The 20,888-nt window shown below is 56.2% G+C and carries 17 protein-coding genes; 9 read left to right on the forward strand and 8 right to left on the reverse strand.

What is annotated here, in order from left to right:
• Positions 1 to 233: 233 nt before the first annotated feature.
• Positions 234 to 1,100 (forward strand): crotonase/enoyl-CoA hydratase family protein, encoded by an 867-nt coding sequence (locus N5923_RS18425; RefSeq protein ID WP_267144916.1) that lies wholly within the window; start codon positions 234 to 236, stop codon positions 1,098 to 1,100.
• Here the strand turns inward: N5923_RS18425 and pdeR are convergent, their stop codons facing one another.
• The 7 genes from pdeR to N5923_RS18460 all read right to left on the reverse strand — a co-directional run bounded on the left by pdeR (position 1,101) and on the right by N5923_RS18460 (position 10,525).
• The gene (pdeR, locus tag N5923_RS18430; protein WP_267144915.1) at positions 1,101 to 3,086 is read right to left on the reverse strand and encodes a cyclic di-GMP phosphodiesterase; all 1,986 of its coding nucleotides are present in this window, start codon (positions 3,084 to 3,086) and stop codon (positions 1,101 to 1,103) included.
• 251 nt (positions 3,087 to 3,337) lie between these two features.
• On the reverse strand, positions 3,338 to 3,634 hold the full coding sequence (locus N5923_RS18435) for a YbdD/YjiX family protein (protein WP_267144914.1): 297 nt from the start codon (positions 3,632 to 3,634) through the stop codon (positions 3,338 to 3,340).
• Positions 3,627 to 5,693, reverse strand: coding sequence for a carbon starvation CstA family protein (locus N5923_RS18440; protein WP_267144913.1), 2,067 nt, complete (start codon positions 5,691 to 5,693; stop codon positions 3,627 to 3,629). The genes N5923_RS18435 and N5923_RS18440 overlap by 8 nt, the downstream gene beginning before the upstream one ends.
• A 221-nt stretch (positions 5,694 to 5,914) precedes the next feature.
• Complete coding sequence (locus tag N5923_RS18445) at positions 5,915 to 7,246, reverse strand: MmgE/PrpD family protein (RefSeq protein WP_267144912.1); 1,332 nt, start codon at positions 7,244 to 7,246, stop codon at positions 5,915 to 5,917.
• On the reverse strand, positions 7,243 to 8,742 hold the full coding sequence (locus N5923_RS18450; protein ID WP_267144911.1) for a tripartite tricarboxylate transporter permease: 1,500 nt from the start codon (positions 8,740 to 8,742) through the stop codon (positions 7,243 to 7,245). The genes N5923_RS18445 and N5923_RS18450 overlap by 4 nt, the downstream gene beginning before the upstream one ends.
• 3 nt (positions 8,743 to 8,745) lie before the next feature.
• The gene (locus N5923_RS18455) at positions 8,746 to 9,207 is read right to left on the reverse strand and encodes a tripartite tricarboxylate transporter TctB family protein (RefSeq protein ID WP_267144910.1); all 462 of its coding nucleotides are present in this window, start codon (positions 9,205 to 9,207) and stop codon (positions 8,746 to 8,748) included.
• Positions 9,188 to 10,525 (reverse strand): LLM class flavin-dependent oxidoreductase, encoded by a 1,338-nt coding sequence (locus tag N5923_RS18460; RefSeq protein ID WP_267144909.1) that lies wholly within the window; start codon positions 10,523 to 10,525, stop codon positions 9,188 to 9,190. Before N5923_RS18460 ends, N5923_RS18455 begins: the two co-directional genes overlap by 20 nt.
• A 205-nt stretch (positions 10,526 to 10,730) precedes the next feature.
• Here N5923_RS18460 and N5923_RS18465 point away from each other — a divergent pair, with 205 nt between their 5' ends.
• On the forward strand, positions 10,731 to 11,696 hold the full coding sequence (locus N5923_RS18465) for a Bug family tripartite tricarboxylate transporter substrate binding protein (RefSeq protein WP_267144908.1): 966 nt from the start codon (positions 10,731 to 10,733) through the stop codon (positions 11,694 to 11,696).
• Here N5923_RS18465 and N5923_RS18470 read toward each other — a convergent pair.
• Positions 11,683 to 12,570, reverse strand: coding sequence for a LysR family transcriptional regulator (locus N5923_RS18470; protein ID WP_267144907.1), 888 nt, complete (start codon positions 12,568 to 12,570; stop codon positions 11,683 to 11,685). The genes N5923_RS18465 and N5923_RS18470 overlap by 14 nt on opposite strands.
• A 145-nt stretch (positions 12,571 to 12,715) precedes the next feature.
• On the opposite strand from N5923_RS18470, the gene N5923_RS18475 reads away from it, so the two are divergent.
• Genes N5923_RS18475 through N5923_RS18505 form a run of 7 tightly spaced genes read left to right on the forward strand, consistent with a single transcriptional unit; the run spans position 12,716 to position 20,771 of the window.
• Complete coding sequence (locus N5923_RS18475) at positions 12,716 to 14,269, forward strand: ABC transporter substrate-binding protein (protein WP_267144906.1); 1,554 nt, start codon at positions 12,716 to 12,718, stop codon at positions 14,267 to 14,269.
• Positions 14,270 to 14,282: 13 nt separating this feature from the next.
• Positions 14,283 to 15,167 carry a dihydrodipicolinate synthase family protein gene (locus N5923_RS18480; protein ID WP_267144905.1) on the forward strand — a complete coding sequence of 295 codons (885 nt, stop codon included), beginning with the start codon at positions 14,283 to 14,285 and terminating at the stop codon, positions 15,165 to 15,167.
• Positions 15,164 to 16,117 carry a nucleoside hydrolase gene (locus tag N5923_RS18485; RefSeq protein ID WP_267144904.1) on the forward strand — a complete coding sequence of 318 codons (954 nt, stop codon included), beginning with the start codon at positions 15,164 to 15,166 and terminating at the stop codon, positions 16,115 to 16,117. The genes N5923_RS18480 and N5923_RS18485 overlap by 4 nt, the downstream gene beginning before the upstream one ends.
• On the forward strand, positions 16,114 to 17,079 hold the full coding sequence (locus N5923_RS18490) for a nucleoside hydrolase (RefSeq protein WP_267144903.1): 966 nt from the start codon (positions 16,114 to 16,116) through the stop codon (positions 17,077 to 17,079). The genes N5923_RS18485 and N5923_RS18490 overlap by 4 nt, the downstream gene beginning before the upstream one ends.
• Positions 17,079 to 18,053: an ABC transporter permease gene (locus tag N5923_RS18495; protein ID WP_267144902.1), complete on the forward strand. Its 975-nt coding sequence runs from the start codon at positions 17,079 to 17,081 to the stop codon at positions 18,051 to 18,053. Before N5923_RS18490 ends, N5923_RS18495 begins: the two co-directional genes overlap by 1 nt.
• A gap of 59 nt (positions 18,054 to 18,112) precedes the next feature.
• Complete coding sequence (locus N5923_RS18500; RefSeq protein ID WP_407704536.1) at positions 18,113 to 18,964, forward strand: ABC transporter permease; 852 nt, start codon at positions 18,113 to 18,115, stop codon at positions 18,962 to 18,964.
• Between the two features lie 4 nt (positions 18,965 to 18,968).
• Entirely contained in the window at positions 18,969 to 20,771 is a 1,803-nt protein-coding gene (locus tag N5923_RS18505) for an ABC transporter ATP-binding protein (RefSeq protein WP_267144900.1), read from the forward strand.
• Positions 20,772 to 20,888 lie beyond the last annotated feature (117 nt).

Here is a 20,888-nt window from a genome sequence, read left to right on the forward strand (position 1 = left end):
CAGGGTTACAGAACAATAATGTTGCGGCTGACCGGGTCGGGGCGGGATAAGTGCGCTCAACTTTCGGTCAGCCAGCAGGCGGCAACAGAATACTATTTTTTACTTTTTCAGATCACCCGGTTTGGCAGAAAAAATGGATTTTATCTTAAAAATCAGTCTCTCATTTAATGCGGCCTGACTCTGGATTACGCTGAATATGCCTATAACGCATCAAATAATCAGGGGTTCAGACCATGACAGTAATTAACCAAGCAACATGCAGACTTTTTACCGAAGCCGGACATACCACTCAACTTGCTGCCTACTATGAGGAGGAACGCCGCACGATGTGGATGCTGTTAAGGGCGGAGCCAAGACCGTGCTTTAACCATGCACTAATTGAAGAAATTATGAATCTGAGTTACGCCGCTCAGCGCTCCGGTCTGCCGATTGATTTTTGGGTGACCGGCTCACTGGTGCCATCGATGTTTAATGCGGGTGGCGATTTAAGCTTCTTTGTTGAAACGATAAAGAATGGACGGCGCGAAGCGTTGCGTTCTTATGCCCGTGCCTGCGTAGATTGCATCCATGCTGCTGCCAAAGGTTTTGATACCGGCGCGGTAACCATCGCGATGATTGAAGGCAGCGCGCTTGGCGGCGGCTTTGAAGCCGCACTGGCCCATCATTTTATCCTCGCGCAAAATAACGCGCGGATGGGTTTCCCGGAAATTGCCTTTAATTTATTTCCGGGAATGGGAGGCTATTCGCTGGTGGCGCGCCGCTCGGGGATGAAACTGGCGGAGGAGTTAATTTGCGAAGGGGAGTCGCATACCGCCGAATGGTTTGAACAGCGTGGTCTGGTCGATCGTCTGTTCCAGCCCGGGGACGCCTATCGCGCCACCCGCACCCTGATTGATACGCTGAAACCCAAACTCAACGGCGTCAGGGCGATGCTTAAAGCGCGTCAGCGGGTATTACAACTGACGCGTGCTGAACTGATGGATATCACTGAGGACTGGGTCGACTTTGCTTTTACACTGGAGCCGAAAGACCTGGCGTATATGGAACGGCTGGTGCAGTTGCAAAATCGGCACAGCTCACAACTGCGCAAAGCGGGTTAATTATTTTTTAACCTTATAATGGGCAAACCAGTGTTCGAATTCGCTTACGGGCATTGGTTTCGCATAGTAGTAACCCTGGCGCTGGTCGACGCCACTGGCGATAACAAACTGCTCTTCAGCCGCGGTTTCGATACCTTCCGCAATCACCTGCAAATCCAGCGCTTTCGCCACCGCCACAATAGCGCGCACCAGCGACTGAGAAACCGCCTGATTATTGACGCCACGGACAAAACTCTGGTCGAGCTTGATGGCGTTGATTGGCACCCGCGCCAGCTGGGACAGTGAGGAGTAACCGGTGCCAAAATCATCCAGATGCACTTCTGCACCGAGATCCTGAAACTGCTGCATCAGATTAAGCGCCTGCTGCTCATTCTCAATCAGGCAGCTTTCGGTCAGTTCAATATCTATCGGACAGCCGTTTAGCTTATTCTCCAGCAGCGCCTGACGCAGGTCGCAGTAGATACTTTGATCCATAAGCTGACGTGCAGAAACATTGACCGCCACGCGTAAATCAATGCCCTGTTTACGCCAGGCGACAATTTGCGCCACTACCGACAGCATCACCCAGCGTCCCAGCGGCACAATCAGGCCTGACTCTTCGGCATAGGAGATAAAATCACCCGGTGGCACCAGCCCGCGCTCCGGTGATTGCCAGCGCACCAGGGCTTCGACGCTGCTGACCTTGCCATCTTTACCAATTTTCGGCTGATAGTGAACAACCAGCTGCTGATGCTCCAGTGCTTTGCGCAGATTGGTATCCAGCCACAGATATTCAAATACCCGCTGATTCATTTCGGCAGAGAAAATACAGAATTTACCGCGCCCGGACTCTTTTGCTGTATACATCGCGGTATCAGCATTACGCAGCAGACTTTCGCGGTCTTCGCCATGCTGCGGAGCGATGGCAATGCCGATTGAACAGCCGGTATACACCTCAATCAGGCCAACCCGGAACGGCTGTCGCAGACGTTCAATAATGCGCGTCGACATCGCTTCCAGCCCCTGCTGGCTGCTATTCTGCGCCTGCACGATAAACTCATCGCCGCCGAGGCGGCCGAGGGTTTGATCTTTATCCAGGCAACTGAGAATCGCCAGTGATACCGCCTGTAGCAGCTGGTCGCCAAACATATGGCCGTACGCGTCATTTACCTTTTTAAAATTATCGAGGTCAAGATAGACCACGCCAAGCTGGCTGTCATTGCGCTGTTCCAGCGACTGACTGATCAGCTGGTTAATGGCATTGCGGTTTGGCAGGCCGGTAATGGTATCGGTATTGGCGAGAATGCGCAGACGCTCCTGAGCGCGCCGCTCTTCGGTGATATCGGTACCGGAACAGATCAGGAAAATTTCGTTTTTGCCGCTGCCGCTATGGACAAATTTATTGCGGAACAGAAACAGCCGCTGCCCTTTTTTGGTCTTGATCCAGCGCTCAACTTCATATGAGCTGCCATTGCGAAAAAAACCGCTGATATTACGACGTGAAGCGATGGCTTCCTGTTTGGTCATAAACAGCTGAAACACATTGCGGCCAATCACTTCCTGCTCTTTCAGCCCGGTGTACTCCTCACTTAAACGGTTAAAGCGCTGAATATTGCCTTGCTGGTCAAGGATCACAATCACTGAATTCGCTTCGGATACCACCTGTTCAGCAAACGAGAGTCCCAGTGTTAAATCGCGCGCCACCGATGAGGTATCGCCCCATGCCGATGCGGTGCCCGCCCATGTCGACTGATTCACCTTGCGTCCCACCAGATGCATTGCCACCATCGTTCCGCGCAGGGAAACAGTGAGATTAACGCTGGAGGTAATCACCGTCATGCAACGTATCAGGCTGACCTGTGATGGCACCAGGGAAACGGCAAGATTGATTTCAGCATTTTCATCTTCGGCAAAGTTAAGTGCATCACTATCAGCAGAGAGATGCCAGTGAGGGCTGGAGGTACCAAAAAAGGTATAGAGCAACGTTTGCCCTTGTTCATCGGTCATTAACAACGTCCTCCCGGGGGGTGCTCTGCAGGCAGTATCTTCTTATTTTAGCAACAGTATTCGGCAATATGCAGAAGCACAAGCTGCAAACGAGATATATTTTTTTAAGCTGCAAATTAACCCGGCTGCAATGGTGCGCAGCCGGGTTAAAAGCGGTGAAAAGAAAGAGGGCGATCGGGATGATAAGAGCGGTGAGCATAAGCTGCATTGCCGTCTCTCACCGCGCTTAACCGATGTGTTTTAAGCCATAGCTAACACGGACATTTCCCCAGTTTGCCGCCTTTGGAGGGATAGCGTGCCTCCAGACAGTAGCGATGGAATTCGCGTTCACTCATCGCTGCGGTCAAAGGATGCTGCGCCTGCATATGGCGCAGGTAATTCTGGTAATCCTGCACGCCGACCATCAAACGAAAACTTTGCGCCAGTCGTTTGCAAATCAGCCGAAGGGAAAGCGGCTCCGCTGGCTTTTCTGCTATCCATAGCGGGTGGCAGCGCCGCAGCTGTGGTACGCCGGTCAGTGGCCGGCGTGCATGAATGGCGTCAGACATGGCTGGCCTCCTTACGCAGTGAAATTTCAGCTTCATGGGTGGTGGGTTTATCACTGCGCAGCGCGCGGCGGATGACAAAAATGGCGGAAATCAGCATGGTAACCGCCACCAGCATAAAGAAGGCGCACAGTGCGGCGTTAATCTGGTTACTCAGCACGATGGTCTGCATATCGGCGACGCTTTTCGCCGGCGCGATCACCACGCCTTCGTTAATCCCTTTCGAAAACTTGTTCGCCTGCGCAAGGAAACCAATTGCCGGTTTTTCATGGAAAATTTTCTGCCAGCCAGCGGTCATTGAGGTGATAAACAGCCAGATGGTAGGGATGATCGTCACCCAGACATAACGCTGTTTCTTCATCTTAAACAGCACTACCGTACCGAGGATCAGTGCCATTGAGGCCAGCATCTGGTTGCCAATACCAAACAGCGGCCACAGGGTATTGATGCCGCCCAGCGGATCGATCACCCCCTGGTAGACAAAGAATCCCCAGGCGGCGACGGCGACGGAGGTTCCGGCCATATTCCCCAGCCACGAGCGGTTATTTGCCAGTGAAGGCACCACGGTACCAACCAGATCCTGCACCATAAAACGACAGGCGCGGGTACCGGCATCCACCGCGGTCAGAATAAACAGCGCTTCAAACAGAATAGCGAAGTGATACCAGAAGGCCATCATCGCCCGGCTGTTAAATACCTCGGTAATAATATGCGCCATGCCTACCGCAAAGGTTGGCGCGCCGCCAGCGCGTGACAGCACCGACTGTTCGCCAACATCGCGGGCGACGGCGGCCAGCATTTCCGGGGTGACCACAAAGCCCCAGCTGTTGATCATCTGCGAGGCGCTTTCCACGGTAGTGCCAATCAGCGCCGCCGGTGAGTTCATGGCGAAATAGATCCCCGGCTCGATCACCGAGGCGCAGATCAGCGCCATAATCGCCACAAATGACTCCATCAGCATCGCGCCGTAGCCAATAAAGCGGATATGGCTTTCACGCTCCACCAGTTTCGGTGTGGTACCGCTGGAGACCAGCGCATGGAAGCCGGAGATGGCGCCGCAGGCGATAGTAATAAACAGGAAAGGAAACAGCGCGCCGGAGAACACCGGGCCGCTGCCATCGATAAAACGCGATACCGCAGGCATCTTCATCTCCGGCATGGCGAACACAATGCCGATGGCGAGGCCGATAATCACGCCGATTTTCAGGAAGGTGGAGAGGTAGTCACGCGGCGCCAGCAGCAGCCACACCGGCAATACCGAGGCGACAAAACCGTAAATCACCAGCACCCAGGTCAGCGAGGTGCCTTTCAGGGTAAAGAAAGGGCCCCAGTAGGGATGCTGGGCGATATCGCCGCCATAGATAATTGCCGCCATCATCAGTACAAAGCCGATAATCGACACTTCAGCAATTTTCCCCGGACGCAGGAAGCGCATATAGACGCCCATAAACAGCGCGATCGGGATGGTGGCGGCTATGGTAAACAGCCCCCATGGACTGTCTGCCAGCGCTTTTACCACTACCAGCGCCAGCGCGGAAAGGATAATAATCATTACGCCCAGCGCGCCAAGCATGGTGACCACGCCGGCAAAAGCGCCCAGCTCCTGCCTGGCCATCTCACCGAGTGAGCGACCATCGCGGCGGGTGGAGATAAACAGAATCAGGAAATCCTGTACCGCGCCCGCCAGCATGACGCCAACCAGAATCCAGATGGTGCCCGGTAAAAAGCCCATCTGGGCAGCCAGGATCGGGCCGACCAGCGGCCCGGCGCCAGCGATAGCGGCAAAGTGGTGACCGAACAGCACCCATTTATTGGTTGGCACATAGTCCAGCCCGTCATTATGGCGTTCGGCAGGGGTACGGCGGCGGTCATCCAGTTCAAAAATATTGCGGGCGATAAACAGGCTGTAGAAACGGTAAGCGATGCTGTAACAGGCGACCGAAGCCACCACCAGCCAGACGGCATTGACGTGTTCGCCGCGACTGAGCGCCAGCATGCCGAAGGCAAAGGCACCGATTAACGCCACCGCTAACCAGATAATTCCGGTCTTGACGTTTTTCATCACAGAACTCCTTGTTGGTCCAGAGGGAAGGCTCAGGGTGAGCAACAAGTTAAAAGTAATGTAATTGTTTGTTTAAGAAAGTTAACCGCAGGAAAACTGTGAACTCTCAGGCGTTTTAATCATGGCCGTAGTGAAAACAAGGGTATGGGGTTTGGGATTATGTGATAAATATACACAAGAGGGAAACTGTAACGATAATATATAACTTATTGTTTTGTAAGTTATTTTAATGCAGTTTCATCTGTTTCGCATGTTAATCCCATCAACTGCGGCAATACGGTGTGTAACTGATTGCTACCTTCGAGCCTGCAAGCCACCTGCTGCAACCGCTGATAATGCGTCACTGGCATCAGCGGGTGTAGCAACCGGCTGGACTTCTGCAGCAATTTTTCCTGCTGCAATATCAGGTCAGTTGCTGGCTGGCTGAGATCGATTTGCCGCCACTCTGCGCCATATCCTAAGCGTGCATTGGCTCTGGCTAACGCATCGTTGCCGCTGACCTCTACCCGGTCTCGCAGGGCAACAATCGCGCTATCGTTCAGGCTGGCGCTAAGGCTGCGTTCCGTCAGCGTATCGCGGCGCAGTAACGCCATTGCCACCATATGCGCGATGCTGAATTTGGCCTGCGCGACGGTGGCGGGATGACGGATATTGCAGACCGAGAGATATTGCGTCTCCACCTCGACAATCACCGGCAGGCGGTCGTCCTGATACTGCACCTGCAACGCTGCCTCGATCGGCGCCTGCGTGCCATAACATGAGGCGTGATATTTAAAGACAATCTGGCGGCTATGCCAGCGCTGCCGATCGATTTCCCACTGCTGCTGCTGGCTGCTGGCGTTAAGAAAGCCATGGCTGGCTGATAACGCATCTTCTGTCGCCTGGTAACCGCTGGCGGCCAGCTTTGCGGCTCTGATGCCATTACTGGCGGCATTGCCCACCTGTAACGGTTTAACATCCGAGCCAAAAGCGCCGCGCACTCCGGCGGCGAGGCTGGCGGCAATTGCCATCGCCGTGACCGTCTGATCTTCATCCAGTTTCAACAGTTGCGCCGCCGCCAGCGTAGCGCCGAAGGTGCCCAGTGTGGCGGTGTTATGCCAGCCCAGCTGATAATGGGATTCCCCCATTACCGCCGCCAGCCGGGACTGTGCTTCAACACCGGTGACAAAAGCGCGCAGCATTGCCTGACCGTCGCTGTTTTGTTGCTCGGCCAGCGCCAGAATCGCGGGCCACAGCGGCGCCGACGGATGGATGCGCGAAACTAAATGCGCATCATCAAAATCGAGCATATGCGCTGCCGCGCCATTAATTGCCGCCGCTTCATACAGCGAGGTACGCTGGCCACTGCCCAGCAGGGTGGCAACCGGTTTGGCCGCCGTCTCCTGCGCGGCGGCGGCCAGCAGGCTGATTGCGCGATGAGACCAGCCCGCATGCAAGACACTTAACCAGTCGAGCAGGCAGTGCCGGGCGATGGTAAGCACATCTTGCGGAATAGTGTCAGTCATGGTGGCGCACTGACGTACCCATGCGCGGGTAAACGAAGGCGGATTCATTCCTGGAACACCTCTTCACGCGAGCGGTTCAGTTTGGGCAGCAACATCAGCAGTAACAGCACTGCTGCGGCACCGATCAGGGTCGCCGAGATTGGACGGGTGACAAACACGCTGAAATCCCCGCGCGACAGCAGCAGGGCGCGGCGCAGATTCTCCTCCAGCAGCGGGCCGAGCACAAATCCCAGCAGCAGTGGCGCGGCTTCCAGCTTCAGCTTACCCAGTAAATAGCCCACTAAACCAAATACCACCATCTGCCAGATATCATCCACAGAACTGTTAAGCGAAAATACGCCGATACAGCAGAACACCAGAATCAGTGGATAGAGAATACGGTAAGGGATACGCAGCAGACGCGCCCAGAGGCCGACCAGCGGCAGATTTAAAATCACCAGAATCAGGTTGCCTAACCACATTGAGGCGATCAATCCCCAGAATAACGTCGGGTTGGCGCTCATTACCTGCGGGCCGGGCTGAATATTGTGGATCATCATCGCCGCCACCATCATCGCCATGGTGGCGCTGGAGGGAATACCCAGCGTCAGCAGCGGAATAAATGAGGTCTGCGCGGCGGCGTTATTGGCGGATTCCGGCCCGGCCACCCCTTCGATAGCGCCCTGACCAAACTGTTCAGGATGGCGCGAGAGTTTTTTCTCGAGGCTGTAAGCCGAAAAAGAGGCGAGGGTAGCGCCAGCGCCAGGAAGAATACCGAGCAGACTGCCGAGGCCGGTGCCGCGCAGAATCGCGGGCCACATGCGGCGGAAATCCTCACGCTGCGGCCATAAAGTGTTGACCGGCGCGGTGCCCTGCGCCCGGGCGTCGCCGCTTTCGAGATTTTTTACGATCTCCGCCACCCCGAAAATCCCCATCGCGATACAGACAAAATCCAGCCCCTCGAACAGGCTTAACTGACCAAAGGTATAGCGCGCCACGCCGGAATTCACATCGGTGCCGATCGTGCCGAGCAGCAAGCCGATAATGATCATGCCCAGCGCTTTGGTCAGCGATCCTGCAGCCATAATCACCGCGGCAACCAGGCCAAACACCATCAGCGAAAAGTAGTCGGCAGCGCCAAAATCCAGCGCCAGCGCGGTCAGTGGTACAGCAAACATCGCGACAATCAGCGTTGAGACGGTACCAGCAAAAAAGGAGCCGATACCCGCAGTCGCCAGTGCTACTCCGGCGCGCCCCTGCTGCGCCATCTGATAGCCATCCAGCGCCGTTACCACCGACGAGGATTCACCGGGCAGGTTAACCAGAATCGCGGTAGTTGAGCCACCATACTGCGCACCGTAATAGATACTGGAAAGCATAATTAATGCTGGCGTCGGCTCCATACCATAGGTGACAGGCAGCAGCATGGCGATAGTGGCGACCGGACCGAGGCCGGGTAATACGCCAATCAGCGTGCCCAGCACGCAGCCGATAAACGCATAAAGCAGATTATTCAGGGTGAATGCTGTCTCAAAGCCCAGCTGAAGATGTGATAATAGTTCCATGATTTAGCTCAGAAAGATGGGCCACAAGGGCAGAAGCAGGCCGAGACCCTTAACAAAGATCAGCATACTGAACAGGCTGGCTACCACGCCCAGCAGCAGAGCAGCGCGGATGCTGTGGGTTTTTTCTGCCCGGCTGGAGACGGTGATCAGCAGCAGCACCGCAATAAACAGCCCGAGATAAGGCAGCGTCACGATAAACAGCGCAATGGCGGCGATAATCCAGGCCAGTCCTGACCCGTTCCAGCGTTCGAACGCTACTGTCACCGGCTTCAGCGCGCTACGCACCAGCATCAGCAGGCCCATCGCGGCCAGCAGCACACCGAGCCAGAACGGAAAAAAGCCTGGCCCCATATGTGAACGGTTGCCAAGGGGATAGTGGAGCAGGGCGATCAGTGCAAAAGCCGCACCAATGACGATATACAGCAGGCTGGCGGCGAGGTCCGGTTTATTGCGGGTAAGGTGCATCTTGCTGCTCTCCGCTGTAACGATTGGCCGGAACCGGTAATCCAAGATGACCGCGGAGAGTATCCGCCACATAGTGATGACGGAAATAGCCTCTGGCGCGCAGTAGCGGCAGCACCTGGCTGATAAATTGTTCCAGTCCACCCGGGAACCACGGCGGCATAATATTAAAGCCATCGGCCGCACCGGCTTCAAACCAGGCGATCAGCTCACTGGCGACCGTTTCCGCGCTGCCGACCAGCAGCCAGTGGCCGCGGGCGGCGGAAACCAGATTCAGCAAGTCGCGCAGGGTACGCCCCTGCTTATGGCTGAGATCCAGCAGCAAGCGTGCGCGGCTTTTCATCTGTTCATTCTCCGGCAGCGCCGGTAGCGGCTCATCTAATGGATAAGCGGAAATATCATGCCCCAGCCGCTCAGACAGTAACTTAAAGGCCTCCTGCTGATTGCTGAATTTTTGCAGCGTTTCCAGCAGTTGCCAGGCTTCTTCGTCGGTTTCTCCCAGTACCGGCATCACCCCCGGCATGACCAGGCAGTGCTCCGCTGGTCGGCCCTGCTGTTGCGCCAGCGATTTGACCCGCTGTGTAAACTCACGGCTGCCCTCCAGCGTCTGCTGGGCGGTAAAGATCACTTCGCCAATCCTCGCCGCCAGCGCGATGCCGGCATCGGATGATCCGGCCTGAATCAGCACCGGATGGCCCTGCGGCCCGCGCGTAATATTAAGCGGCCCGGCGATCTGGTAGTTATCGCCCTGATGATTCAGCGTATGCAGTTTGCTGCCGTCCATAAATTGCCCGCTGACTTTATCGCCAATCAGGGCATCATCTTCCCAGCTGTCCCACAGTCCGCGCACCACTTCGATAAATTCGCCGGCGGTCTGGTAACGTTCGGCATGGGGCGGATGGCTGCTGCGAGTGAAGTTATGTGCGATATCGTAAGCACTGGTCACCACATTCCAGCCGACTCTGCCCTGCGAAAGGTGATCCAGTGAAGCGAACTGGCGCGCTATCTGGTAAGGCTCGCTGTAAGTGGTTGATGCCGTCGCTGCGAGGCCGATATGACTGGTACAGCTGCTGAGCGCGCCGAGCAGGGCGGTGGGTTCGAAACGCACAATAATTGACGGATGATCTTGCGGCGAAGTACTCATTTTGTCGCCAAAGAAAACCATATCGAAACAGGCTTGCTCGGCCATCAGCGTTAACTTGCGGATCAGCGGAAAGTTCAGGCTGCCAAACTCCGCATCTGGCAGGCGCCAGCCAGCAGAGTGGTGACCCGCAGCATGAACAAACAGGCCCAGGTGCATTTGGCGGACAGGGGCTGACATAGATAATCTCCTGGTAATGGCAGGTGCTCACGAAATAAAAATAACGACCGCATTATTAATCTGGTGCTCATCGTTATGAGTAATTTGCATATTATAAATCTTTCATATCATGATAATTTATAATGAGGCGCAAAGATAAATACCTGTTCCGCATATAGACATGCATTTTGCGCAATTGCTTTTTTTTAAAAAACCGGGAATCACCATGCTAAAAACAACCAGAGTTTTGACACAGAGCTTATTACTGTCGATGACAGCTATCGCTGCAGGCGTACAGGCGGCCGATTATCCCGATCATGCGATAACCTATGTGGTGCCTTATCCGCCTGGCGGCACCAATGACAGCGCCGGACGTATTATCGCGCAGGCGCTGGAGAAGAGACTGGGGCAGCCGGTGGTGGTGGAAAACCGCGGCGGCGCAGCCGGTACGGTGGGCGCGGGCTATGTGGCGCATGCAAAACCAGATGGCTACACGCTGTTTAATGCATCGATCGGTAATGTGGCGATTGCGCCGCAATTATTGCCGGTCAGCTTTGATCCGTTTAAAGATTTCACCCCGCTGGCGCATATCGGCGGATCACGATCGGTTATCGCCGTTAATCCAAAGCTACCGATTCATAGCGTCGCGGAGCTGATTGACTATGCAAAGCAACATCCTGGTGAGCTGACCTATGGCACCTCCGGCAACGGCACGCCGGGCAATATATCAATGGAATATTTTAGGATGCTCAGCGGCACCGATCTGCTGCATATCCCGTATAAAGGCAGTGCGCCGGCGCTGGCGGATGCGGTGGCAGGGCATATTGATGTGGTTTCCGATCCGCTGGCCAATGGCTTTGTGAAAAGTGGTAAATTGCGTCCGCTGGCGTATTTCGGTGTGGATAAAGCGCCTGACCTGAAAGGTGTGCCATCAATTACTGAAACCTGGCCGCAGTGGGCATTCTCCGGTTCGTTTATTGCGCTGGCGCCAGCTAAAACTCCGGCGCCGGTGGTGGCAAAATTGCGTGATACGTTTAATCAGGTATTAAGTGACCCGCAAACGATTAAGTCACTGGAAGCGATTGGCGTATCCGCGGAATATAAAACCCCAGCGCAGGTCGACGGGCTGATCAATGCCACTTACACGGTGAGCAAAGATATTATTAAGAAAGCCAATATCAAAAGTAATTAAGCTCGCGGCGCAGTGCATTCATTAGCTCATTGCATAACGCATCTTTGCCTGATTTCGGTGGGAATATCGCAAAATAGCCCACCGCAACCGGCGGCAGAAAGGGTTTGATCAGTAACTTATCGCTGGCATATTGCGCGGTGATGGCATCGACAATGCCAACGCCGACGCCAATGGCCGCCATATCGCAGCACTGTTTCATTGAGGTTTCCAGCACCTCGGTTAACGGCGTGCCGTGGCTGGCGATCAGCTGCTGCAGGGCTTCGCGCAAAACCGTCTGTCTGCCGGGCAGCAGCGCGCGATAGCCGCTGAGATGCTCAAGTGAGATATGCGGATAACTGGCCAGCGGATGATCCTGCGCCATCACCGCTACCGCTGACGAGATATGCAGCTTTTCCGCCCGCAGGGCTTTAATGCCGCTCGCGCCGCTGATCAGGCCGATATCATACTGGTGACTGAGAACCATATTGGTAATCGAAGCGGTGCTCTCAACATCCATTACCAGCGATAAACCCGGGTGGTTACTGAGCATCTCCGGCACGATTTTTTCGGCACAGAGCTGCGCCAGACCCGGCACCATCCCGATGCGCAGCACGCGGTTTCGCGCCTGGCGGATGCCATCGGCAGTGGCGACCACATGCTCCATACCGAGAAAAATACGCTCGACCTCCTTATAAAGCTGGACCGCTTCCTCACGTGGCTCCAGCCTGCGGCCATCACGTTCAAACAGTCTTAAATCAAGCGCAAACTCGAAGTCTTTAATCAGGCGACTGACCGCAGGTTGCGTGACATTCATAACATTAGCCGCTTCGGTAATGCCGCCGGTCATCATCACTTTATGGAAGGCTTCCAGTTGCCGGGGATTAATGCGCGCCACAGATGTTAACTCCCATAACATTCGTTTATATGAAACATATTAAATACTATTTTTTTTCAGCAAACACATCTTATATCGTACTTATGGAATAAGAATGGTGTTTTTATGCTTTTTGCGCATAACGTAACAGGGTGGAGTTATAACGATGAAAAAAAGTCTGGTTTCTGTTGCCGTTGCAGCCGTCTGGCTGACCGTTTTCGCCTCCGCGGCCAGAGCGGAAGGATTAACCGTCGGCGTGGCCGCGCTGGCGACGTCAGTGGATCCACAGTTTTATGTCGGCGGCGCCAACGGTGCGCTGTCCCGTTCGTTGTTTGACGGGCTGGTAAACCAGGATGAAAAACAGCATATCGTGCCGGGACTGGCCACCGCATGGGATACCCCGGATGCCAACACCTGGCGCTTTCATTTAAGGCAGGGGGTTAAGTTTCATGATGGCAGCGACTTTACGGCAAAAGATGTGGTTGCCAGTATTCAGCGCATTCCGCTGGCAGGCAAAAATAGTCCAAGCTCTTATCTGCCGTATATCGCCGATATAGCCAGTGTGCGCGCGATTGATCCGCTGACCGTTGAGATAAAAACCCATTATCCCGCTGCGCTGCTGCTGAATAATCTCAGCCGCATTGCCATTCTGCCCGCCAGCCTGGAGAAAACCGCAGGGGACGTGCTGAACAGCGGTAAGCAGGTGACGGGAACCGGGCCGTTTAAATTTGTCTCCTGGACGCCGGATGATCAGGTGGTGTTGCAACGCAACGATAACTACTGGGGCGGCAAAGCTGACTGGGAGCGCGTCACGCTTAAGGTGTACAAAAATAACAGCGCGCGTGTCGCCGCGCTGTTAGCGGGGGATGCCGATATTATCGAAAGCGTCCCTTCCGCTGACCAGCGCAATATCTCCCGCCAGCCGCAGCTGACATCGGTGTCAGTCGCGGGTAACCGCTTGCTGTATCTGCATCCGGATCAGGACCGCGATCAATCGCCGTTTGTCAGCGCGCCACAGGGCGGCAATCCACTGAAAAAAGTACAGGTGCGCCAGGCGATGTCGCTGGCGATTAACCGTCAGGCGATTATTGATCGTCTGTACGAGGGGCAGGGCAGCAGCGCGTCACAGCTGGTGCCGGAAGGCTATTTTGGCTATTCACCGCGAATCCCCGCCGCCGCGTATGACCCGGCGCAGGCGAAAAAACTGCTGACTGATGCCGGTTATCCGCAGGGCTTTACCCTGACCTTCCAGGCATCAAACGATCGCTATCCTAACGACGCCCGGGTGGCGCAGGCGCTTGGACAGATGTTCAGCCGCGTCGGCATCAAAACCAGCGTGGAAACCATGCCCGGCAGCGTCTATTTCTCCCGTGCGGCAAAACGTGATTTCAGCCTGGTGATGGGTGGCGCCGCCATTGAAACCGGCGAAGCCTCCGGCATTCTTGGTCCTTTACTGGAAACCTGGGGACCCGGCGCGGGACAGGGCAATCGCGGGCGTTATACCAATGCCACTTTTGACCGGCTGTTAAATCAGGCGCGATCCACGCTGGACACTCGGCAGCGTGAACAGCTATTGCAGCAGGCGGCGGAGCTGGCGATTAGCCAGCAGGGGGTGATCCCGCTGATTTTCCTTGCCAACACCTGGGCGATGAAAAACAGCTACAGCTATCCCGGCCGCTCCGACGGTTTCACCTTGCCTTACTTTATCCATCAGCACTGAGAGGGGTATTAATATGACTGAACTGTTTGGCGTTTATCCCTATCTGGTCTCGCCGGTCAATGCGGATGGCAGCATTAATACGGCGGCGCTGACGCGTCTGGTTGAACATTTAATCGCCTCCGGTGTACAGGGGCTGACGCCGCTGGGAAGTACCGGTGAATTTGCCTATCTGAATAACCAGCAGCGCCTTGAAGTGGTCACTACGGTGGTGAAGGTGGCGAATAAGCGGGTTCCGGTGATTGCCGGGGTGGCGGCGACCACTATCCGTGATGCGGTGCAGCAGACTGAAGCGTATATCGCGGCTGGCGCTGACGGGATTTTAGCGATCCTGGAGGCTTACTTTCCGGTCAGTGAGCAGGGCGTTGAGCGCTATTTTCGCGCTATTGCGCAGGCAGCCGATCCGCACCCGGTGGTGCTGTATACCAATCCGCAGTTTCAGCGCTCCGATCTCTCTCTGCCGGTTATCGAGCGCCTGAGCCATGTCGCCAATATTGGTTATATCAAAGATGCCTCGACCAATACCGGACGGCTGTTGTCGATTATTGAACGCACGGCGGGGCGGATGAAAGTATTTGCCGCGTCCGCCCATATTCCGGCCTGCGTGATGCTGATTGGCGGCGTCGGCTGGATGGCCGGTCCGGCCTGCATTATTCCGCAGCAGAGTCTGGCGTTATGGCAGGCCGCGCAACAGGGCGACTGGCAACAGGTGATGGCCTTGCAGCGTCCGCTGTGGCAGGTGAATGAAATTTTCGCCAAATACTCCATCGCAGCCTGTATCAAAGCCGCACTTAACCTGCAGGGTTTTGCGGTTGGCGATCCGCTGCCGCCGCAACAGCCGCTCTCTGAAGAAGCACGTCAGGAAATCGCCGATGTACTGCGTAAAGTGGGCGCGCTGTGACCGCGAAAGCCGTGATTATTGATTGCGACCCGGGCATTGACGACGCCATTGCCTTACTGGCGGCGCTGCATTCGCCAGCGTTAACCCTCCTCGGGATCACGGTGGTCAACGGCAACCGGCCCTTAGCGGTAACGCTGCGTAATGCTTTGCAGATCACCGAGCTGGCTGAGAGTGATGTCCCGGTGTATGGCGGCTGCTGGCAGCCAATGGTGCGTGAGCCGCTGCACGGACGTTTTCATGGCGAGGGGGGGCTTGGCGCCTGTGAGCTGCCGCCGCCCGTGCAACAGGCGGCACCACAACATGCGGTGACCTTTCTTATCGCCCGCTGCCGTCAGGCTGCGTTGCAGGGGGAGCCGCTGACGTTATGCGCTCTGGGGCCACTGACCAATATCGCCACCGCGCTGCGGCTGGCGCCGGATATCGTGGCGGGCATTGAGCGCGTGGTACTGATGGGCGGAGCCTGTCGCGAAAGCGGCAATAGCAGTCTGTACGCCGAATACAATATGCTGGCCGATCCGCATGCTGCCCATATCCTGTTTTCCTCCTCGCTGGCGATCACCATGCTGCCGCTGGATGTTACTCATCAAGTGATGCTGACCCCGGAAAAAGTCGCAACCTTAACAAAGCACGCCGGACGTATCCGGCCGCAGTTACAGGCGCTGATGGCCAGCTGGGATCGTAATGACATCCGTCGTTATGGATCGCGTGGCGGGCCGCTGCATGACCCACTGGTGATTGCCTGGCTGTTACAGCCCGCGCTGTTTACCACCGAGCGCGCCCGGGTTTTTGTCGAGCTGGAGAGCCAGCAGGCGTTGGGCAGAACCACCGCGGACTGGTTTGGCAAAAGTGGTGAAGCCGCCAATGTCGATATTGCGACAGGGGTCGATGCGGAAGGGGTTTTCGCGCTGTTTTGTCAACTCTTCGGGCGTTATGCGCAGGATTTAATATGACACAACGAATTATTATCGATACCGACCCCGGCGTTGATGATGCGGTCGCCCTGTGGCTGGCGTTAGCCTCCCCGCAACTGGAGATTGTTGGTATCACCACCGTTGCCGGCAATGTGCCGCTAAACGATGTGTGCCAGAATGCCGGGCGTATCCTGGCGCTGTCGGGGCGTCTTGATGTGCCACTGTTCGCCGGGGCGGCAGAACCACTGGTCGGGCCGCAACGTTATGGTAAATACGCCCATATTGGCGCATTCCCCCCGCAGCTGCTCGACAGCGCAGTGGTGGCGCCACAAGCGGAACATGCGGTCGATTTTATTGTGCGCAGCGCGCTGGCCGCTGCCGAAAAGCAGCAACCACTGACACTCTGCGCACTGGGGCCGTTAACTAATCTGGCGCTGGCGCTGATCCACTCTCCGGCAGTGGCGCGTGGCATTGAACGTATTGTCTTAATGGGCGGCGCATTTAGCGCGATGGGGCACCGTACGCCATGGGCGGAATTCAATCTCTATGCCGATCCACAGGCTGCGCAGCGCGTGTTTAGCAGTCAGATTCCGCTGGTGATGATGCCGCTGGATATGACTTTTCAGGCGCTGCTTACCGCGCAGCAACTCAACCAGTTAGCTCAGCACGCCGGTGAGCCTGGCCGGGCGATTGCCCGTCTGTTTACAGCCTTTGATCGCAGTGACCCGCAGCGTTTTGCCCGTGAGGGCGGGCCGGTTCATGATGCCACGGTAATCGCCTGGTTACTGCAACCCGATCTGTTTAGCGGCCAGCCGGTCACCGTCGGGATCGCCAGCAGTGGCGCCACCGCAGGCTACTGCTGGGCGGACTTCTATCACAAGCTGGATTTGCCCGCCAATGCCACGGTGATGCGCAGCATTGATGAAGCCGGTTTTCTGGCGCTGCTGCAACGCACCCTGGCGTATTACGGGCATGCAGCATCCTCAGAGAAGGAGCAGTGATGCTGATCTTCCTGTTAAATCGTATCGGGCAGACAGTACTGACGCTGTTTGTGATGTCGTTGCTGGTGTTTGGCGGCGTATGGCTGGTGGGAAACCCGGTCGATATGCTGCTGGGCAGCAATGCCACGCCTGCTGAACGTGAGGCGGTGATCCAGTCATTTGGCCTTGATCGGTCGGTGTGGCAGCAGTATCTGACCTTTATCAGCCATGCGCTACATGGCGACCTTGGGGTCTCGTGGGTCTACAACACGCCCGCGCTGCAACTGATTATGCAGCGCATGCCCGCCACCCTTGAACTGGCGCTGCTGGCATTTCTGCTGGCGTTGCTGGCAGGTATTCCGCTCGGGGTGCTGGCCGGTGTGCGACCACGCAGCTGGGCAGCAAAATCGGTGATGGGCGTTTCGCTGCTGGGTTTCAGTCTGCCGACCTTCTGGATTGGCATGATGATGATTATGTTATTCAGCGTCAAACTCGGCTGGCTACCGGCATCCGGGCGCGGCACGGTGACGCCGCTATTCGGCATGCCGCTCAGTTTGTTTACGCTTGATGGCTGGCAACATCTGCTGTTACCGGCGCTCAATCTGGCGCTGTTTAAAATTTCGCTGGTTATCCGCCTGACGCGTGCTGGCACCCTCGAGTGTCTGCAGCAGGACTATGTGCGCTTTGCACGGGCGAAAGGCTTGTCGGAAAGCCGGATTCTGTTTGTCCATGTGCTGAAAAACACACTGATCCCGTTAATCACCGTAATTGGTCTGGAGCTGGGTTCGATTATCGCTTTTGCGGTAGTGACTGAAACTATCTATGCCTGGCCGGGAATGGGCAAACTGATTATTGATGCGATTGGCTTATTAGACCGCCCGGTAATCCTCGCTTATCTGCTGATGACGGTTTTGATGTTCAGCCTGATTAATCTGCTGGTCGATGTGCTGTATGTACTGACTGACCCACGAGTACGTGATGGAGAGCGCAAGTGAAGCTGACGGAAACATCCTCTTCTATTCCACGCGCCGCGCGAGCGGGCTGGCTGCGCACCCTGTTAAGCCTGCTGCGTAATCCGCTGGCGTGCAGCGCAATGGTGGTGCTGCTGCTGTTAACACTGCTGGCGCTACTGGCGCCGCTGATTGCCCCACAGAATCCGTATGACCTGACCCAGCTGGATATTATGGACGGCCGCCTTGCACCGGGCAGCGTCAGTGCGGCGGGGATGACTTACTGGCTGGGCACTGACGATCAGGGACGCGATCTGTTTAGCGCCATTCTGTATGGCACGCGCATCAGCTTATGGGTTGGCGTTGTCAGCAGTCTGCTGGCGCTGGCGGCGGGAACCGTTGTCGGCATGATCAGCGCCTGGTGCGGCGGGCGGACTGATGCGCTGATGATGAGAATTGTCGATATTCAGCTAAGTTTTCCGCCGATCCTGATTGCGCTGATTCTGCTGACGCTGTTCGGGCAGGGCGCCGACAAAATTATTCTGGCGCTGGTGATCACCCAGTGGGCGTACTACGCGCGTACCGTCAGAGGGACTGCGCTGGGTCAGATCCAGCGTAATTATATTGATGCGGCGCGGGCAATGGCGTTCAGTCGTCGGCGGATTATGTTGCGTCATGTGCTGCCGAACTGCCTGCCGCCACTGATTGTGGTCGCTACCATGCGCATTGCTTACGCGATTATGCTGGAAGCGACGCTCTCCTTTCTGGGCATTGGTCTGCCGGTGACGCAGCCTTCACTGGGTCTGTTAATCGCCAATGGCTTTGATTACCTGCTATCCGGTGACTACTGGATCTGTTTATTTCCGGGCCTGATATTGCTGACCCTTATCGTTGCCATCAATCTGACTGGCGACGCCTTACGCGATATTATCAATCCCCTTCATGAGGCATCGTAATCCTGTGACTTCTCCAGTGCTTGATGTGCGCCATCTTGAAAGCGAATTTCTCTCGGCGGGTGTATGGCGGCCGGTAGTGCGCGATCTCTCTTTTGCGATTATGCCCGGCGAGACACTGGCGCTGGTGGGTGAGTCCGGTTCGGGCAAAAGCGTGACGGCTTACTCGATTATGCAGCTGCTGCCGCGCGGTCAAAGCCGTATCAGCGGCGAGATAAACTTTCGCGGCGCAGCGCTGCTGTCACTGACCTCACGTCAGATGCAGCAGGTGCGTGGCAGGGAAATCGGCATGATATTTCAGGAGCCGATGTCCAGCCTGAACCCGGTGCTGACCATTGGCACACAAATTACCGAGGTGCTGCGAAAGCATCGCGCGATGGATCAGGCTGCAGCGCAGGCGGAGGCGATACGTTTGCTCGATCGGGTACAAATCCCTGCTGCTGCTTCACGCCTGAAGGCGTATCCGCACAGTTTTTCCGGCGGTATGCGGCAGCGGGTGGTGATTGCGATTGCGCTGGCCTGCCAGCCTGCGCTGCTGATTGCCGACGAACCTACCACCGCGCTGGATGTCACGGTGCAGGCGGAGATTTTGCAACTGATTAAGACGTTGCAACAGGAAGATGGTATGGCGGCGCTGTTTATCACCCATGATATGGGCGTCGTCGCTGAAGTGGCGGATCGCACTTTGGTGATGTATCAGGGGCAGGCGGTGGAAATGGCCGATACCGTCAGCCTGTTTCAGCGCCCGCAACACCCTTATACACAGCGCCTGCTGGCCTCTGTTCCGCGCCTCGGCGATATGGCGGATAGCCGGTTGCCACAGCTATTTTCCATCGGCGAGGCGACGGCAGAAACCGCGCCACCGCTGGCGGATACCGTGCGGCGCGGAAAACCGGTGCTGTCGGTGCGCAATCTGGTGCAGCGTTTTCCGCAACGCAGCGGGTTACTACGCCGGATTAAAGGCCATGTGCATGCGGTGGAGCAGGTCTCTTTCGATATCCAGCCGGGAGAGACGCTGGCGCTGGTGGGCGAATCCGGCTGCGGTAAATCGACGCTGGCGCGCGCGATTATGCGTCTGACGCAACCCACCTCAGGCGAAGTCTGGCTGAACCAGACCGATATGCTGGCGGCGGATAGCCAGCAGCTCGGGCAGCTACGTCGCCAGATACAGCTGATCTTTCAGGATCCCGGCGATAGTCTGAATCCGCGTTTACGTATCGGCAGTGCGCTGGCCGAACCGATGATCGCCCATGGGCTGATCACTTCTGAACAGGCGGCTGAGGCGGTCGCCGGATTGCTGAAAAGTGTCGGACTGGAGCCAGCGATGGCCGATCGCTATCCGCATCAGTTCTCTGGCGGTCAGCGCCAGCGTATTTCGATTGCGCGCGCGCTGGCGCTTAATCCCAGTGTGCTGATCGCCGACGAGTCGGTTTCCGCGCTGGATGTCACGGTGCGCGCGGAAATTATTAATTTATTGATGCGCTTACAGCAAGAGAAGGGGATCAGCATACTGTTTATCTCCCATGATCTGGCGGTGGTGGAGCGCATCAGTCATCGCGTTGCGGTGATGTATCAGGGGAAAATTGTGGAGATCGGTCCGCGGCAGGCGGTATTTGCCATGGCAGGCCATCCCTATACCCGTCATCTGCTCTCTGCGGTGCCGGTGCCGGATCCCACCGCACGCAGAAAACCGGTAACGCCGTTTATCCGGCGGGCGCTGGCAATACAGCCAGCGGGAACGCAGGTGAGTGCAGCGCAATACCGCCAGTTGGCTGCTGACCATCTGGTGCTGGATGAAGCGATAACGTGATTATTCTTTTACTACCCGCTGTCTTACGCTGCGCGTGCCGATCTTAGCGGATTGTATGGTCATAAGTTGTTGAGAAAATAAGGGATTGAGAAGGGCGGGAAAACTGCGGGATAACAG

This window comes from Winslowiella arboricola (assembly GCF_025527015.1).
Classification (GTDB): Bacteria; Pseudomonadota; Gammaproteobacteria; order Enterobacterales; family Enterobacteriaceae; genus Erwinia; species Erwinia arboricola.

What these genes read in the sequence shown, in the direction of transcription:
- N5923_RS18425 (WP_267144916.1), top strand. Translation starts at nt 234, where the DNA reads ATGACAGTAATTAACCAAGCAACATGCAGACTTTTTACCGAAGCCGGA.
- pdeR (WP_267144915.1), bottom strand. Translation starts at nt 3,086, where the DNA reads ATGACCGATGAACAAGGGCAAACGTTGCTCTATACCTTTTTTGGTACC.
- N5923_RS18435 (WP_267144914.1), bottom strand. Translation starts at nt 3,634, where the DNA reads ATGTCTGACGCCATTCATGCACGCCGGCCACTGACCGGCGTACCACAG.
- N5923_RS18440 (WP_267144913.1), bottom strand. Translation starts at nt 5,693, where the DNA reads ATGAAAAACGTCAAGACCGGAATTATCTGGTTAGCGGTGGCGTTAATC.
- N5923_RS18445 (WP_267144912.1), bottom strand. Translation starts at nt 7,246, where the DNA reads ATGAATCCGCCTTCGTTTACCCGCGCATGGGTACGTCAGTGCGCCACC.
- N5923_RS18450 (WP_267144911.1), bottom strand. Translation starts at nt 8,742, where the DNA reads ATGGAACTATTATCACATCTTCAGCTGGGCTTTGAGACAGCATTCACC.
- N5923_RS18455 (WP_267144910.1), bottom strand. Translation starts at nt 9,207, where the DNA reads ATGCACCTTACCCGCAATAAACCGGACCTCGCCGCCAGCCTGCTGTAT.
- N5923_RS18460 (WP_267144909.1), bottom strand. Translation starts at nt 10,525, where the DNA reads ATGTCAGCCCCTGTCCGCCAAATGCACCTGGGCCTGTTTGTTCATGCT.
- N5923_RS18465 (WP_267144908.1), top strand. Translation starts at nt 10,731, where the DNA reads ATGCTAAAAACAACCAGAGTTTTGACACAGAGCTTATTACTGTCGATG.
- N5923_RS18475 (WP_267144906.1), top strand. Translation starts at nt 12,716, where the DNA reads ATGAAAAAAAGTCTGGTTTCTGTTGCCGTTGCAGCCGTCTGGCTGACC.
- N5923_RS18480 (WP_267144905.1), top strand. Translation starts at nt 14,283, where the DNA reads ATGACTGAACTGTTTGGCGTTTATCCCTATCTGGTCTCGCCGGTCAAT.
- N5923_RS18490 (WP_267144903.1), top strand. Translation starts at nt 16,114, where the DNA reads ATGACACAACGAATTATTATCGATACCGACCCCGGCGTTGATGATGCG.
- N5923_RS18495 (WP_267144902.1), top strand. Translation starts at nt 17,079, where the DNA reads ATGCTGATCTTCCTGTTAAATCGTATCGGGCAGACAGTACTGACGCTG.